The organism is Amycolatopsis thermalba (assembly GCF_003385215.1).
GTDB classification, from domain to species: domain Bacteria; phylum Actinomycetota; class Actinomycetes; order Mycobacteriales; family Pseudonocardiaceae; genus Amycolatopsis_E; species Amycolatopsis_E thermalba.
In genome coordinates, this window is sequence record NZ_PQHW01000019.1 from 13339 (window position 1) to 28964 (window position 15626).

17 protein-coding genes are annotated in these 15626 nt (G+C 73.4%); 6 read left to right on the forward strand and 11 right to left on the reverse strand.

Translation table 11 applies throughout. The annotated features are described in order from the left end of the window. Positions 1-38: 38 nt before the first annotated feature. From D0D15_RS10765 to D0D15_RS10770, 3 genes are read left to right on the forward strand one after another with little or no spacing between them, the layout of a single operon-like run. Complete coding sequence (locus D0D15_RS10765) at positions 39-1250, forward strand: MFS transporter (RefSeq protein ID WP_115944401.1); 1212 nt, start codon at positions 39-41, stop codon at positions 1248-1250. Then, positions 1247-1402 carry a hypothetical protein gene (locus tag D0D15_RS35895; protein WP_158224377.1) on the forward strand — a complete coding sequence of 52 codons (156 nt, stop codon included), beginning with the start codon at positions 1247-1249 and terminating at the stop codon, positions 1400-1402. Before D0D15_RS10765 ends, D0D15_RS35895 begins: the two co-directional genes overlap by 4 nt. 37 nt (positions 1403-1439) lie before the next feature. Next, positions 1440-1652 (forward strand): hypothetical protein, encoded by a 213-nt coding sequence (locus D0D15_RS10770; RefSeq protein ID WP_094002997.1) that lies wholly within the window; start codon positions 1440-1442, stop codon positions 1650-1652. Here D0D15_RS10770 and D0D15_RS10775 read toward each other — a convergent pair. The 5 genes from D0D15_RS10775 to D0D15_RS10795 form a co-directional block, all read right to left on the reverse strand. Beyond that, positions 1624-2967, reverse strand: coding sequence for an MFS transporter (locus D0D15_RS10775; protein ID WP_198958095.1), 1344 nt, complete (start codon positions 2965-2967; stop codon positions 1624-1626). The genes D0D15_RS10770 and D0D15_RS10775 overlap by 29 nt on opposite strands. A gap of 123 nt (positions 2968-3090) precedes the next feature. Continuing rightward, the gene (locus tag D0D15_RS10780; RefSeq protein WP_094003135.1) at positions 3091-3849 is read right to left on the reverse strand and encodes an SGNH/GDSL hydrolase family protein; all 759 of its coding nucleotides are present in this window, start codon (positions 3847-3849) and stop codon (positions 3091-3093) included. A gap of 10 nt (positions 3850-3859) precedes the next feature. Beyond that, positions 3860-4762 carry an RNA polymerase sigma-70 factor gene (locus D0D15_RS10785; protein WP_094002996.1) on the reverse strand — a complete coding sequence of 301 codons (903 nt, stop codon included), beginning with the start codon at positions 4760-4762 and terminating at the stop codon, positions 3860-3862. Then, positions 4759-5931, reverse strand: coding sequence for an NAD(P)/FAD-dependent oxidoreductase (locus D0D15_RS10790; protein WP_094002995.1), 1173 nt, complete (start codon positions 5929-5931; stop codon positions 4759-4761). Before D0D15_RS10790 ends, D0D15_RS10785 begins: the two co-directional genes overlap by 4 nt. An 87-nt stretch (positions 5932-6018) precedes the next feature. Then, positions 6019-6531, reverse strand: a complete 513-nt coding sequence (locus tag D0D15_RS10795; protein ID WP_094002994.1) for a CGNR zinc finger domain-containing protein — start codon at positions 6529-6531, stop codon at positions 6019-6021. 25 nt (positions 6532-6556) lie between these two features. On the opposite strand from D0D15_RS10795, the gene D0D15_RS10800 reads away from it, so the two are divergent. Both D0D15_RS10800 and D0D15_RS10805 read left to right on the forward strand, forming a co-directional pair. Beyond that, entirely contained in the window at positions 6557-6736 is a 180-nt protein-coding gene (locus D0D15_RS10800; RefSeq protein ID WP_094002993.1) for a hypothetical protein, read from the forward strand. Continuing rightward, on the forward strand, positions 6733-7569 hold the full coding sequence (locus D0D15_RS10805; protein ID WP_094002992.1) for a patatin-like phospholipase family protein: 837 nt from the start codon (positions 6733-6735) through the stop codon (positions 7567-7569). Before D0D15_RS10800 ends, D0D15_RS10805 begins: the two co-directional genes overlap by 4 nt. Before the next feature lie 28 nt (positions 7570-7597). On the opposite strand, the gene D0D15_RS10810 is transcribed toward D0D15_RS10805, so the two are convergent. The 5 genes from D0D15_RS10810 to D0D15_RS10830 form a co-directional block, all read right to left on the reverse strand. Beyond that, positions 7598-8482, reverse strand: coding sequence for an SMP-30/gluconolactonase/LRE family protein (locus D0D15_RS10810; protein WP_094002991.1), 885 nt, complete (start codon positions 8480-8482; stop codon positions 7598-7600). A gap of 47 nt (positions 8483-8529) precedes the next feature. Beyond that, entirely contained in the window at positions 8530-9384 is an 855-nt protein-coding gene (locus tag D0D15_RS10815) for an oxidoreductase (RefSeq protein ID WP_094002990.1), read from the reverse strand. Between the two features lie 87 nt (positions 9385-9471). After that, complete coding sequence (locus D0D15_RS10820; protein WP_094002989.1) at positions 9472-10341, reverse strand: helix-turn-helix transcriptional regulator; 870 nt, start codon at positions 10339-10341, stop codon at positions 9472-9474. 71 nt (positions 10342-10412) lie between these two features. Beyond that, positions 10413-11513 (reverse strand): tyrosine-type recombinase/integrase, encoded by a 1101-nt coding sequence (locus D0D15_RS10825; RefSeq protein ID WP_115944402.1) that lies wholly within the window; start codon positions 11511-11513, stop codon positions 10413-10415. A 14-nt stretch (positions 11514-11527) separates the two neighbouring features. Beyond that, positions 11528-12937, reverse strand: coding sequence for an FAD-binding oxidoreductase (locus D0D15_RS10830; RefSeq protein WP_094003134.1), 1410 nt, complete (start codon positions 12935-12937; stop codon positions 11528-11530). A 280-nt stretch (positions 12938-13217) separates the two neighbouring features. Here D0D15_RS10830 and D0D15_RS10835 point away from each other — a divergent pair, with 280 nt between their 5' ends. After that, entirely contained in the window at positions 13218-14351 is a 1134-nt protein-coding gene (locus tag D0D15_RS10835) for a hypothetical protein (RefSeq protein WP_233157011.1), read from the forward strand. 339 nt (positions 14352-14690) lie between these two features. On the opposite strand, the gene D0D15_RS10840 is transcribed toward D0D15_RS10835, so the two are convergent. Then, positions 14691-15602 (reverse strand): MBL fold metallo-hydrolase, encoded by a 912-nt coding sequence (locus tag D0D15_RS10840; protein ID WP_233157010.1) that lies wholly within the window; start codon positions 15600-15602, stop codon positions 14691-14693. Between the last annotated feature and the right edge of the window lie 24 nt (positions 15603-15626).

Sequence of the window (15626 nt, forward strand, 5' to 3'; positions counted from 1 at the left end):
GCTCGTGCGCGGACGGCGGCTCGGAAACGATCACCGGCATGACGAAATCCACCACCGCGGCGACCCCGCGTTCCACCGCCGCTCCCCGCGCGGGCGGCCGGGCGTGGCTGGTGGCCGCCTTCGCGATGACGGCCGTCGGCTGGGGCGCCAACCAGTTCGCGCCGCTGCTGTCGCTCTACGAGACCCGCGGCGGGGTCAGCACCGCCCAGGCGCAGGGCATGTTCGTGCTCTACGCGGTCGGGCTGGTGCCGGGCCTGCTGTTCGGCGGGCCGCTGTCGGACCGGCGCGGGCGGCGGCACATGATGCTCTGGGCACTGGCGCTGTCGGCGGCCGCCAGCGTCGTGCTCGCGGCCGGCGCCTGGTCCACCGCGGTGCTGTACCCGGGCCGGCTGATCGCCGGGGTGGCCAGTGGCGCGGCGTTCAGCTGCGGCACCGCCTGGCTCGGTGAGCTCAGCGCGGGCGCCGCCGGGCGGGTTCCCCGCCGCGCCGCGGTCGCGATGACCGCGGGGTTCGGTCTCGGGCCGCTGGCCGCCGGGCTGCTCGCCCAGTACGCGCCGGCGCCGCTGGTGGCGGTGTACGTGCCGCACATCCTGCTCGCGGTGGCCGCGTTGGTCCTGGCCTGGCGGACTCCGCCGGGCGTCCCCGCGGCTGCCGGCGCGGCGGGCGCGCGGCGCGGCACGCCCGCGTGGCGGCACCGCCGGTTCCTGCTGGTCGTCCTGCCGGTGGCGCCGTGGGTGTTCCTCACGGCCGCGGTCGCGCTGGCCACGCTGCCCGGCAGCGTCGGCGACCTGCTGGGCGATCACGTCATGCTCTTCAGCGGGCTGGTCACGCCGTTGCCCGCGCTGGCCGGTGTGCTGGTCCAGTCGCTCGCCCGCCGTCTGCACGACCGGTCGCGCCTGCTGACCCTCTCCTCGCTCGCCGTGGTGGTGGCCGGTCTGCTGATCGGCGCGGCCGCCGTGGGCACGTCGTCGATCGCGCTCGTCGTGGCCGGCGCGCTGGTGCTCGGCGCCGCCTACGGCGCGCTGATGGTCAGCGGCCTGACCGAGATCCAGCGGCTCGCCGAGGCCGAGCACCTCGGCCGCACCGTCGCGATCTACCAGGCGGCGACCTACGTGGGGTACCTCAGCCCGTTCTTCATCGCGCTGCTGGCCCGGGTCGTCGCGCTGCCGCACATCCTGATCGCCCTGGCCGTGCTCGCGGCGTTGACGGCGCTCTGGACCGGGGCGATCACCCGCACGGAGCCCCGATGACCCCGCCGCCACCCGCCGAGGGGCTGCCCACGCACCTGGGGATCGAACTCGTCGGCGCCTCCGCCGGCCGCACCACCCAGGTGTGGGACGCGACCGTCACGGCCGGCGGCGCCGGCGCCCGGTCGCCCATTTCCGCTGCACCCAGCTGCTGATGACGACGGCGCGGCGGGCGGATGCGACCCTGGACCCATGAACGAAGAGCCCGGGCCCGCCACGCAGCGGCGCCGCCTCTTGTGGGGTTCCGTGCTGGCGACCGTCGTGGCACTGGCGATCCTCGTGCCCGGTCTGATCGGCGCGCTGGGGGCGCGGTCGAACTGGCTGCCCTACGGGATCGCCCTCGCGGTGCTGGCCGCGATCGGCTGGTACCAGTGGCTCAGCGGCGGTAGACCGCGTCGTCGGTGATGTCGGCCCGGGAGCGGTCCTTCAGCAGCGCCACGCAGACGATCGTGACCACCGCCGAGAGCACGACGTAGGCCGCGATCGAGTACGGCGTGCCGGTGGCGTGCAGCAGCCAGGTCGCCAGCAGCGGCGCCGGGCCGCCCGCGAACACCGACGCCAGCTGGTAGCCCAGCCCGGCCCCGCCGTAGCGCAGGTGCGTCGGGAAGCTCTCGCCGATCAGCGCGGCCTGCGGACCGTACTGCATGGCGTGCGGGATCATCGACACCACGATCGCGACGAAGATCAGTACCTCGCCGCCGTTCTTCAGCACCGCGAAGTACGGGAACGCCAGCACCCCGGTCAGCACCGCCCCGGTCAGGTACACCCGTTTGCGGCCGAACCGGTCCGACAGCTGGGAGAACCACAGGATCAGCGCCAGCTCCATCGCCGCGCCGAGCAGGACGGCGTTGAGCACGAACGTCTTCGAGTAGCCGTGCTCGGCGACCACGTACACCAGGACGTAGCTGGTGTAGAGGTAGAACGGCATCTGCTCGGAGAACCGCAGCCCGGCCGAGAGCAGGATCTCCCGCCAGTGGTGTTTCACCGCGTCGGCCACCGGGCTGCGGGAGGTCCGCCGCTGCGCCACGACCTGGGCGAACATCGGGGTCTCCAGGATGCGCAGCCGGATCAGCAGCCCGACGGCGACGAGCAGCAGGCTGGCCAGGAACGGCAGCCGCCAGCCCCACGAGTCGAACGCCTCCTCCGACAGCACCGCGGACAGCAGGGTCATGCCGCCGGTGCCGAGCACGAGCCCGACCGGCACCCCGATCTGCGCGAAACTGCCCAGCAGCCCGCGTTTGCGCTGGTCGCCCCATTCCATGGCGAGCAGCACCGAGCCGCTCCACTCGCCGCCGATCGCGATGCCCTGGATCAGCCGCAGCGTCACCAGGATCAGCGGCGCCGCGATCCCGATGGTCGCCGCGCCGGGCAGCACGCCGACCACCCCGGAGGCGATGCCCATCATCAGCAGCGTGACCACGAGCGTGGTCTTGCGGCCGATCCGGTCGCCCCAGTACCCGAAGATCGCCGCGCCGATCGGCCGTGCCGCGAAGCCGACCGCGTAGGTGGCGAAGGACTGCATCGCCCCGGCGTAACTCGACGAAGCGGGGAAGAACAGCTGCGGGAAGATCAGCGCCGCGGCCGTGTTGTAGAGGAAGAAGTCGTACCACTCGATGGTGGTGCCGATCGCGCTGGCGAAGGCCGCGCGCCGCACCTGGGTGGACTTCTGGCTGGTCTGCGCCTGGAGAACGGTGTCCGCTTCGTCGCGTCCGAGAACCATGCCGCCGAGCCTCCTGTGATCGGCTTCACTTCCCGGTGAACGATCCCTCACAGGAGTGACGATGTCCAGATCCGGAGGGCGAATCACCACCCGTTGTCCGGTTCCGGCAGGGTTCCCCGCGGCTCACTCCACGGGCAGCAGCACCGGCCGTTTCGCGGAGAGGGTGTCGCCGGAGGACTCGCCCCGCAGGCGGCGCCCGATCCACGGCAGCACGTGCTCGCGGCCCCAGCGCAGGTTCTCCGCGCGCTGCCGCCGCCGGTCGACCAGCTCGCGCGGCCCGAGCGCGGCGGGGGAGAGCCCGTGCGGGCGGCCGAGCACGTCCAGCACGGCGATCGCGACCTCGGCGTGGCCGAGCGCGTTGAGGTGCAGCCGGTCGGCCGACCACAGGCGCCGGTCCCGCAGCTGCCGCATGCCCCACATGTCCACCACGAGCGCGCCGTGCCGGGCGGCGATCACGCGGGTGTGCTCGTTGTAGATCGCGGTGCGGCCGCGCAGCTTGCGGAACACCGGGTCCTCGGCGCCGTCGACCCCGGTGAACAGCAGCACGGTCGCGCCGGTCTTGGCGAGCTGCTCGACGGCGTTCTCGAACCGCGCGGCCAGCGCGTCGATGCCGGCCTTGGGACGCAGCAGGTCGTTGCCGCCGGCGTAGATCGAGACCAGGTCGGGCCGCAGCGCGAGGGCCGGTTCGAGCTGCTCGGCGAGGACCTGGTCGAGCAGCCGCCCCCGGATCGCGAGGTTGGCGTAGCGGAACTCGGGGTCGGCGGCCGCCAGCTGCTCGGCCACCCGGTCGGCCCAGCCCCGCACGCCGTTCGGGCGGGCGGGGTCTTCGTCGCCGACGCCCTCGGTGAAGGAGTCGCCGAGGGCCACGAAACGCTTGTACATGCTCAGCACTTTAGGCGACCGGTCCGGGCACCCCGAGAGCACGCGCGACGGCGCCGAGTTTGTCCGGGTTGGCCACGTTGTGCAGGCTGGTGATGCGGCCGTCGGCGTCGAAGTCGAAGGTGACGGTGGCGATCACCCGGTCCGGGCCGCGGAAGACCAGTCCCGGGCCGCCGTTGATCCCGGTCAGCTCCGCGACCATGTCCGCGGGCGCGACGCCCTGGTAGGTGACGGTCCCGATGGCGGCGAACCAGGCAGCCACCGTCTCGGCGCCGGCCACCGGGCGCAGAGCCTGGCGGACCTTGCCGCCGCCGTCCGTCCACAGCGTGACGTCCGGGGACAGCAGGTCCATCAGGGTGTTGACGTCACCCCCGGTCGCGGCGGCGAGGAACCGCTCGGTGACCTCCCGCTGCTTCCCGCGATCGGCCGGGAACCTCGGCCTGCGGGCCCGCACGTGCTCGCGGGCCCGGTGCGCGGCCTGCCGCACCGCCGCTTCCGTGCGGTCCACGGCTTCGGCGATCTCGGCGTGGCTGAACCCGAAGACGTCCTTGAGCACGAACACCGCGCGCTCCAGCGGACTCAGCGTCTCCAGCACCACCAGCATCGCCATGGACACCGATTCCGCGCCCGTGACGGCATCCGCGCCGTCGCCGGTGGCGAGAATCGGTTCCGGCAGCCACGGACCCACGTAGGTCTCCCGCTGGTGCCGGGCCGACCGCAGCCGTTCCAGCGCCAGGTTGGACACGATCCGCGCCAGGTAGGCCTTCGGGTCGGCCACCTGGGAACGGTCGGCGGCGGACCACTTCAGCCACGCGTCCTGCACCGCGTCCTCGGCGTCGGCGGCGCTGCCGAGGATCCGGTAGGCCACCGCGAACAGCAGCTTGCGGTGCTGCTGGAACGCCTCGGGCCCGGTCACCGGGCGATCCGGGTGAAGCGGCCGCCGCGCGGCCAGAACGCGCCCGAGGCGGGCATCTTCTTCATGCGCAGGTAGGTCAGCCAGGGCGAGGCGGTCACCGTCTCTTTGTACCGGGTGGCCAGGCGGCCGGTCAGGCAGATCCGCCGCGGGCTGTCGTCGGGGTGGGTGAACTGCACGACCGCGTCGTGGCGGCCCAGGCTGACCGGCGTGTGGTAGTAGCCGAAGCGGAACGGCTTGGGCTCCTTGCCGTTGCGCGCGCGGACGATCGACACCGCGGCGTGCACGCCGGTCGGCATGCCGCTCTGGCAGGTGCCGTGCAGGACGCCGTGGCCTTGCCGGATCGCGGCCGCGTCGCCCACCGCGTAGACATCGGGGTGCGAGACCGAGCGCAGCATGGGGTCCGTGACGACGCGGCCGCGGTCGTCGACGGTCAGCCCGGCGGCGGCCGCGAGTGGTGCGGCGCGGGTGCCGCTGGTCCACAGGACCACGTCCGCGGGGACGGTCTCGCCGCCGGCCAGTTCGACCGCGTCCGGGAGCACCTTGGCCACCTCGGCGCCGCTGCGCGCCTCGACGCCCAGCCGCTCGAGCGCGGCCCGGAGGTGTGCCCTGGCCCGGGTGTTCAGTGCCGCGCCCGGCTCGCCCCGGCCCAGCAGCACGACCCGCAGCGCGGGGTACTGCTCGGCGATCTCCGCGGCCGACTCGACGCCGGTGAGCCCGTTGCCCGCCACTACGACCGTGCCCTGTTCCAGGCGCGCCAGCCGGCCGGCCAGCACCTCGGCGTCCTCCGGGCTGTTCAGGGTGTGCGCGTGCTCCTCGACGCCGGGCACCGTGACGGTGTCGGCCACGCTGCCGAGGGCGTACACCAGCGTGTCGTAATGCAGCACCCGGTCGTCGTCGACGCGCACGGTCCTGGTGTCCGGGTCGAGCGGGGTGACCCAGCCCCGCACGAACCGCGCGCCCGTGCCGTCCAGGAGCCGGGGGATGCTCAGCTCGGCGACCGGCTGCCCGGTCGCGGTCAGGTGCAGCCGCAGCCGCTCGGTGAACATCTCGTGCGCGTTCACCAGCGTCACCTCGACGTCGTCGCGGCCCTTCGTGCGTGCCGCGAGCTGGATCGCCGCGGCCGTGCCCGCGTACCCCGCGCCCAGCACCAGAACCTTGTGGGTGGTCATCGTTGTCGCCTCCTCATCGGCTGTTGACGACCACGAGATGGGAGGAGCCGGCCCGTTCGTGACATGGCGCGGTGTGACGCGCGGCACCTACGTGGCGCGGGCTCGGTGTTCGGCGACGTGCACCCGGGTCGCGCAGCGGGTGGAGCAGAACCGGCGGCGGCCGTTGCGCGAGGTGTCCACGAAGACGATCTCGCAGCCGGCGCGCGCGCAGGTGCCGATGCGCCCGGCGTCCTCGACCAGCAGGTGGGCCAGCCCGCCCGCGGTGAAGGCCCGGATCCGGCGGGTCAGGGTGTCGTCCTCGGCGGCGTAGTGCAAGTGGGCGGGCAGGCCGTCGTGGCGGGAGATGAACGGGCGGCACGCGGTCTCCGCGAGCAGCTCGTTGACCAGGTCGATCCGCCGGTCCGGGTCCGGTTCGGCGAACACCGCCCGCAGCCGCCGGCCCCACGCCTGCGCCGCGGCGGCTTCGGCGGCGGTGAGCCGGGTCAGCGACATGCCCGCGGCGCGCATCATCCGCAGCAGCTCGGCGGCCGTGGCGCCGGGCATGTTCACCAGGCCGGCGGCGACCTGCGCGGCCGGGCCGCCGTAAGGGTTGAAGTGCACTGACCCATTACAGCACGCTGGGGCCATGACCGACGAACGTTGTCCCCGCTGCCAGTGGCCGCTGTCCGAGCTGCTTCGCGGCGGGTCGAGCCATCCCGTCTCGGATGGCCGCCTCGACTACCGCCGCTGCGTGTGCGGGACCTGGCTGCTGCTCGTCAACGGCGCACTCGCCGGCGCCACGCGGGGGCCTAGGATCGAGGCATGACGCGTGCGCTCGTACTCGGCGGTGGCGGGGTGGCCGGAATTGCCTGGGAAACCGGGCTGTTGCACGGTTTGTCGGAGTCCGGAGTGGACATCCTGGGCGCGGACCGGTTCATCGGCACCTCCGCGGGTTCGACGGTGGCGGCCCAGATCACGAGCGGCACCGCACTGGCGGAGCTGTTCCGGCGGCAGGTCGATCCGGCGCTGCAGACGCCGGAGATCGCCGCGAACGTCGACGCCGAGGCCATCGCGGAGATGTTCGGCGCGGCGGTGAGCGCGGCGACCGACGCCCGGGACGCGCGGCGGCGGATCGGCGAGCTGGCGCTGGCGACGCAGACCGTGCCGGAGTCCGAGCGGCTGAAGGTGATCGAGGCGCGCCTGCCCGTGCACGAGTGGCCCGCGGTGCCGCTGCGGATCGTCGCGGTGGAGGCCACGACCGGCGACGAGCGGGTGTTCACCGTGGAGTCCGGGGTGTCGCTCGTGGACGCGGTCGCGGCCAGCTGTGCGGTGCCGGGCACCTGGCCGCCGGTGACGATCGGCGGCCGCCGCTACATCGACGGCGGGGTGCGCTCGATGGAGAACGCCGACCTGGCCGCGGGCTGCGACCGGGTGCTGGTGCTGCGGGTCACCGAGGTGCCGGGCAACACCGACCTCGACGACCAGGTCGCCGCACTGCGACGGGACGGCGCCGAGGTGCTGGTCATCGCCCCCGACGCGACGGCGATCGAGGCGATCGGCCCCAACCTGCTGGACCCGTCGGTCCGCGAGGCGGCCGCACGCGCCGGGTACGACCAGGCCGTGCGCGCGGCCGCCGAGGTCGCGGCTCTCTGGGGGTAGCGGAGTTCCGCGGCCCCGGCGGCAGCGCTCAGGGGCGGCCGGCGCGCGGCACGCCGACCCGGAAGGCGAGCAGGCTCGCCTCGCGGGCGTCCTTGCGGGCGTGCTCGTTGAAGTCCGGCGCCGCGCACGCGAACAGCGTCCGGCCATCGGCGCCGCCGAGCATGCAGGCGAACACCCCGGTTCCCGGCTGGATCTCGTCGTTGATCTCCCCGCCCTCGCGGACCCGCAGCAACCGGCCGCCGATGCCGTCGGCCACCCACAGGGCGCCTTCGGCGTCCAGGCAGCACCCGTCCGGCGCGACGGCGATCTCGGGAAGCGCTTTCTCCAGCTCCCGCTCGGTGAGCGGCTCCCCGAACTGCGCCCACACGCGCCGGTTGGTGAGCGACCCGTCGGCGGCGATGTCGAACGCGGTGACCCGGTTGCCGAAGGTCTCGTCGACCAGCAGCACGCCGTCGTCGGTGATGACGCTGCCGTTGGGGAACCACAGGTCCTCCGCCACGACCGTCACGGTGCCGTCCGGGTCGACGCGCAGCAGGTTCGCCGGAGCCACCACGGCGCCGTTCATCAGGTCGAACCCGAAGTTGCCGACGTAGGCCCGTCCCTGGGCGTCGACGACCAGGTCGTTGGGATGCCCCGTGACGTACGCGGACAGGTCGGTGTGGGTGACAAGACTGCCGTCGGGTTCCCGGCGCAGCAGCCGCGCGTCGCGCATCGACACCACGAGCAGGCGGCCGTCGGGCAGCCAGCCCAAGCCGGAGGGCTGCTGCGGAACCTCGGCCTCGACCCGCAGGTCACCGCCGTCCTCCAGGCTGGAGTACACGCGGTGGGTGTAGAAATCTGCGAACCAGATGCGTCCCTCGTGCCAGCGCGGGCATTCGAGGTAGGAGAAGCCGTCCGGAACTTCATTGGTCACAGTGGACAGTCAGGCACGCCGCGCCCGGCGGTGTCAAGGCGGGTCCGTCAGGAGGAGACGGTGACTCCGCCATCGGGGCGATCGGTGGACAGGGTGAGCTCCTGCCAGGTGTCGATGTCCTCCTGGACCCGCTTGCGCCCGGCCGTGACCAGGCGCAGCGCGTCCGAGCCGAGCAGCAGGTGCACGGGTGGCGTGTCGGAGTCGAGCACGGTGAGGATGGCCTGCCCGGCGCGGTCGGGATCGCCGATCCCCTGGCCGGCCAGCGTCTGCCGGCGGGCGCGGATCGGATCGAACAGCTCGTCGTAGTCGGGGATGCTGCGGGGCGCGCGGACCAGTGACCGGCCCGCCCAGTCGGTCGCGAACGCGCCGGGGGCCACCGCGGTCACCCGCACCCCGAACTGCGCGACCTCTTGCGCGAGTCCCTCGGTGATGCCTTCCATCGCGTGCTTGCTGCCCTCGTAGAACGACAGGCCGGGGAACGTGGTCATCCCGCCCATCGAGGTGATCACGAAGATGTGACCGCCCCGCCGCTGGCGCATCCCGGGCAGCACCGCCTTCATGGTCGCCACCGTGCCGAACACGTTGACCTCGAACTGGCGGCGCAGATCGGCCATCGAGGACTCCTCGAAGGTGCCCTCGACGCCGTAGCCGGCGTTGGCCACGAGCACCTCGATCGGCCCCAGCGCGTCCTCGGCGGCACGCACGGTCGGTTCGATCCGGTCCGCGTCGGTCAGGTCGAGGATGAAGGCGCGGGCGCGGTCGGCGTCCAGGGCTTGGAAGGCCGCCGCGTCCTGCTCGGTGCGCACCGTGCCGGCCACCCGGTGCCCGGCCGCCAGCGCCCGCCGGGCGATCGCCAGTCCGAGCCCGGTGCTGACACCGGTGACCAGGAACGTCTTGCTCATCAGGGGTTTTCCTTTCCGTGACGGCCGTCGAGGCCGTGATCGAGCGCCGCGCGCGGGTGCGCGCGGGCGATGTCGGCTCCGCGCCGGTCAGGAGCCGGCGTCGGCGCTGTGGGGAGCCGCGGCCGCAGACTCGCTTCCCCAGCTGGCGAGCAGCCGCAGGCGCTCCTCACTGGGGGAGCCGGGCGGGGCGGAGTAGACCAGCATCGACAGGGCCGGGTCGGCCACCGGGGTGAAGATCTCGAAGTGCAGTTCGAGGTCACCGACCAGGTGGTGGTGGATCCGTTTCCGGCCGGCGCTGCGTTCGTGGACGCGGTGCTCGGACCACCAGCCCGGGAACTCCGGTGACCGCACCATCAGCTCGCCGATCAGGTTGGTGATCCGCTGGTTGCGGGGCTGGGCCGCGGCGGCCAGCCGCAGCACGTGGACGTAGTCGCGGGCCACCTGCTCCCAGTCGCGCCACACCGCGCGCGCCCGCGGGTCCAGCAGCGTCCAGCGGACCATGTTGCGTTCCCGGCGCGGCAGTGCGGCGATGTCGGGGAAAACCAGTGCCCACAGCGCGTTCCCGGCGACGATCTCGAGGTTGTCGTCGCGGACGTAGGCCGGGCACAGGTGCATCGACTCCAGCACCTGGCGCATCGCCGGCCGCACTCGCGTCGAGCGCTCGCCGCGGTCCGGCTTCCGGGCCGCGGTGCCGGCGAGGGTGAACAGGTGCCGCCGCTCGACGTCGTCCAGCCGCAGGGCGCCGGACAGGGCGTGCAGCACCTGCTCGGAGGGCTGTCCGGCGCGGCCCTGTTCGAGCCGGGTGTAGTACTCGGCGCTCACCCCGGCCAACCGGGCGACCTCGCCGCGCCGCAGGCCGGTGACCCGGCGGCCGGGCTCGACCGGGAGCCCGATCTCCTCCGGCGTGAGCCCGGCGCGGCGGGCGCGGAGGAAGTCGCCGAGTTCCTTGTTGACCATGCCTCCAGTCTGAACTCGCCGTGGTCGCCCGCCAACCGGATAGGTGGCCCTGCGAGGGCCACCCAGGGGTGTCAGGCGTCGCGGACCAGCCGCAGGTGGCGCGGCTCGTCCCGGGTTTCCGGAGTGGTGCCGCTGGTGAGGTCGGCCAGCATCTGGGTGGTCTGGCGGCGGCGGCTGCGGCGGACGTAGATCAGGGTGGTGGCGACGCTTTCGTGGCCGGCGAGGTCGGCCAGGTCCTCCACGGAGACGCCCTGTTCGTAGCCGAGGGTCAGGACGGTGTGCCGCAGGGAATGCGGGACGACGTCGTCGGGCTGGTCCAGGCCGTCGCCGCGGGCCGCGTCGCGCAGGAGGTTGCCGAGGTCGCGGGAGGTCAGGGGCGTGCCGGTGCGGGTGGCGAACAACCAGCCGGACAGCTCGGCGACGGGCTTGCCTTCGCGGGCGGCGCGGGCGGCGAGGTAGTTGCCCAGGGCGACGTCGGCCAGGCCGAGGATGTCGGCGGTCTTGCGGTGGCCGCCCTTGTTGACGTAACGCAGGATCCGGTGGCCGCGGTCGACGCCGAGGTCGCCGTCCGGGCCGCAGCGGGCGTGCAGGATCGCGCCGGACCGCACGGCGGTGGTGGCCATGATCTCCAGGATGGCGAGGTTGCGCAGCGCGGCCTCGGTGCCGGCGGTCTCGGCGCGGCCGCGGGCGTGGCCGAGCAGGGCCAGGAGTTCGCCGTGGGTGAGGGCGCGGGTCTGGGATTCCTGGTCGCGCTTGTGGCGAGGGACCAGGCGCGCCGGGTTGTCGTCGTGGACGCGGTTGTTGATCAGCTCGGTGTACCAGGAGCTGACGGCGGCCAGGCGGGCGTTGTGGGTGACCGGGCTGCCGGGGTCGAGCAGGGCGATCCAGTCCTTGACGTCGGCCAGGCGCGCGGCCAGCGGGTCGACGCGGTGCCAGTCGCAATAGGACAGCCACAGGCCCAGACCGCGCCAGTAGGAGCGGCGGGTCTGGTGGCTCTTCATCTCCAGCAGCCACGAGCGGGTGACCCCGCGCGGGCCCCGGGCGCCGGCGGGGTCGTCCGGCAAGGCCGGGAGCCCGGCCACCGCGTCCTCGACCAGGCGCCGCAGGGCGGGCTTGTCGGGGGCGCGAGCGGGCATCGGCCGGGGCTCGTACGGGGCGTGGTCGACGGTCATCACCGCCGATCATGTCACGACGGCGCGCCGTCGGCCGGTGGGATGTTGACGTTGCGGTGGAAGACGTTGCGCGGGTCGTACCGCAGCTTGATGTCGCGGAGCCGCTGGTACTTCGCGGGCCCGTAGGCCGCCTGGACCCGGTCCTGCCCGGTGTCGTCCATCGCGTTGACGTAGGTGCCGACGTGCGGGGCGTACGGGCGCAGCGCCTCCGCGCACGAGCGCACCCAGGCCGTCTCGGCCGGCAACGTCTCCAGGGTCTGCGTCGCCGCGATCATGAAGGCGCAGTACCGGGGTGAGCGGCCGCCGCTGAAGGCCGTGGCGTCGTCGGGCACCGCCGAGTAGGCGCCGTCGAGCCGGTAGAACAGCACGATCGACATCGGCGAGGTGCGCCGCGGCACCTGCTCGACGACCGCCTGGATCACCTCGTCGGACAGTTCCTCCAGGTACAGGCTCTTGTCGTAGTAGTACAGGCCCCAGGCGTTGGCCTCGTCGATGAGCTGCTGCAGTTCCACGTAGGGCATCGGGGTCACGAACTCGAACGCGGGCGGCAGCGCCTGCCGGATCCTGGCGAGCACGTCGGCGTGGGTGCCCGGGTCGCCGAACCCCGTCACGAGAAGCGCGTAGCCGGGTGTGAAGTGGTACTGCTCGGGGACGAACGAAGCGGGCGGCGCGTTGAGGGCGCCGATCACCACGCTGAGGTCGAGCGGCAGCGTGGGCACCAGCTCGCGCGCCAGCCTCAGCACTTCTGGTCCCTGGTCGAGTTCCCAGAACACGAGCGCGTACTGCACCAGGGGGCCGGCCTCGTGCAGCCGGAACTCGAACTCGGTGACCACGCCGAAGTTCCCGCCGCCGCCGCGGAGGGCCCAGAACAGGTCCGGGTGGTCGGTCGCCGAGGCGCGCAGGATCCGGCCGTCCGCCGTGACGACCTCGGCGGAGACCAGGTTGTCGATGCTGAGCCCGGCCTTGCGGGTGAACCAGCCCATCCCGCCGCCGAGGACCAGCCCGCCGATGCCGGTGTGGCTGACCATGCCGGCGGGCACCGCGAGGCCGTGTGCCTGGGTGGCGGCGTCCAGGTCGCCCAGCAGGGCGCCGCCACCCGCGCGGGCGAGCTTCGCGTCCGGGTCGACGGTGACGTGGTTGAGGGCGCTGAGGTCGATGACCACGCCGTCGTCGACCGTGGAGTTGCCCGAGGGGCTGTGCGCGCCGCCGCGGACGGCGATCTCCAGGTCGTGGTCACCGGCGAACCGGATCGCCGCGGCGACGTCGGCGGCGGAGGCGCAGCGGGCGATCATCGCCGGTCTCCGGTCGTTGGCGGCGTTCCACACCTTCCGGGCTTCGTCGTACCCGGAGTCCTCCGGGCCGAACACCGGGCCGTTGAGCAGTGCCCGCAGGTCCGCCACTCCGCCGCCGACCGTCTGGGTCATGGTCATCACCTTCGTCCGGAACGCTTTCCGTGAAGTCGCACTCGATCTGCGGGGGGTTACACCGGCCGGGTGAGCTCGGTAGGCCTTCCGGACGCGCAGTCGCGGGGTTCCCGGGGTACCGGGTCGTTTCGTCACGGTGACGAGCTCCAGTTTTCGCCCTCCAGGACAGCCGGATCTCTCATCCACGATAACCGTGATTATCGCGGACTTTTGTTTGTTCGGATTTATGAAATCTAACTGCCGGTTTAGGTTCTGCAACTCGAACTGATACGCTGTGGTTATGGAAGAAGCACCCCCACCACCGCCACGCAGGGATGCGTCGGGGAGTCGTGAGCCCCTGTCCGATCCGGGGCTGTGCCGGTACTGCCGGCGGCACCCCCGCAAACAGCCGGGCCCGCGGGGCGGGCGGCCGGGGGAGTACTGCACGACGGTGTGGGCGGTCGACGAGCGCGGCCGCGAGGTGACGTGCGCGCGGCTGGACGAGGCCGACCAGATCTCGTTCGCCGCCTACGGACCGGCGATGCCGGGGCTGGACGTGGCGGCGGTGGGCCGGGACGTGAGCCGGGCGCTGGCGGAGATCACGCCGCTGCAGCGGACCCTGACCGCGCTGGACGAGCGGCTCGGCGCGGAGGTGGCGGAGGCCCGCGCCCGGGTCGCGGAAGCCGAGGCCGCCGCCGCGGATGCGGAGGCGCGCGCTTCAGCGGCCGAGACCTCCGCGGCGGCCGCGGAGGTGGTCGCCGCGGAGGCCGCCGAGCGGGCCGAAGCCGCCGAGGCGCGGGCGCGGGAGGCGGAGGAGCGCGCCGCGAGCGAGCGAACCCAGGCCCAGCGCGCGATCGCCGACCGGCTCACCGCCGAGGGCGAGATCCGCCAGCTGCGCGAACGCCTGGACCAGGTCGAGACCGAGCAGCGGCAGGCTGCCGAGGCCGCCGCCGCCCGCATCGAGGAACTCGCCGCCGCGGCCGCCGCCCGCGCCACCGAGGCCGAGGCCGCACACGCCCGCGCCCGGCAGCTGGAAACCGACCTGCGCGACCTGGCGACTCAGCACCACGAGGACCTCGAGCGGTTGCGCGCCCGGCACGACCAGGCCCTGGCCGAGGAACGCGAGAAGCACCGTCAGGCCCGCGACGAGCACGATCAGCGGATCACCGCACTGCGCGAGCAGCACGAGACGGCGTTGGCCGCCGCCCGCGACCGGATCACCGAGCTGGTCACCACCGCCGCGCGGGCCGAGGCCGCCGCCACCGAGGCGCGGACGACCGCCCGGACCTCGGAGGCCGCCGCGGCGCGGCTCGGCGCGCTGCGGGAGGGGGTGCTCACGGCCCTGGCCGAGCCGGCGGCTGATCTTTCTGCCCGGCTCCGCGCACTGCTCGCCGGCACCGCGGCGCCCGTGGGGGGCGAGGGCCACGAGGGGTGACCCCACCGGTGCCTGCTGGACGGCGGCGTGCCTGCCCCGGATCGAGCCCAAGCCGCTCCGGGCATTCAAGGCCGCGTGCGCTCGGACCAGTTCAGCGGGACTCGGCGGGCGGTGGCCATCAGGGGTGACTCCCACCGGCGCCCGCTCCAGATCGAGGCAGCCGACTCTGTTCGAGAGTGCCCAAGCCGCTCCGGCCTCCAAGCCCGCAGGCGCCAGGACCAGCTCCACCCGATCCGGTGGCCGGTGGGGCCATCAGAGGTGAACCCACCGGCGCCCGCCCAGAGCGAGCGCACCCGGCTCGGGATCCGGGCGTCCGAGCCCGCGGGTGCCAGGACCAGGTCAGCGCGCTTCCGTGACCACCGGTTGCCAGGCGCGCCGGCCGCCCTCGTCCTGGCGCACCCGCCCGAACGCGACATCGGCGAAGTGGATTCCGAAACCGTACGTTCCAGGCGTCGCCAGGCGGTCGACGAGGGCGCGCCGGTGGCGGGCGGTCGTCTCGGGATCCACGTCGACCGGCGGCGACCACTCCGGGTGCCCGATTTGCAGCGGCGAGTGGAACAGATCCCCGAACGCGATCACCGTCTCCTCGCCGGCCGTGATCTCGTAGGCGGCGTGACCGGGTGTGTGGCCGGGCGTGGCGAGGAGCCGGACGCCGGGGAACACCTCGTCACCGTCGTCGGCCAGGTCCAGCCGCGGTTCCAGCGCCACCACCGTCTCCGGGAACGGCGCCTCCCGCCGCGAACAGCCGTGGTCCCATTCGGCCTTCGTCAGCACCGCTCGCGCGTGCGCGAACGGCGGCACCCCGGTGTCCGGTGCCGGCGCGGCGACCCAGCCGATGTGGTCGCGGTGCATGTGCGTGATCGCCACGGTGTCGACATCGGCCGGGGCCCGGCCGAGCGCGGCGAGGCTGGCGAGCAGCCGGCCACCGGACGCCGCCCCCACTTGCGGCTGGGCCGGGTCGGTGGCCACCTCGCACGGTCCGAAACCGGTGTCGATCAGCAGGGCGCGGCCGTCGCGTTCGACGAGCAGACCGCCCGCGCCCACCCGCAGGAAGCCCTCGTCGTCGAGGTATTCCCGGTGGCGGTCCCAGAAATCCGGGCCGCTGTCGGCAAACCACACCCGCGGGTTGAGCTGGATCCACCCGTCGGCGACGTAGCTGAGCCTGACGCCCCCCAGCACGGCGGTCCGCACGCGCGACGGCGTGCGCAGCCGGAGGGGGTCGAGGCCGGCGACATCAGCGAGAGAATTCACATGCACCTCCGGAACAGTAACAAC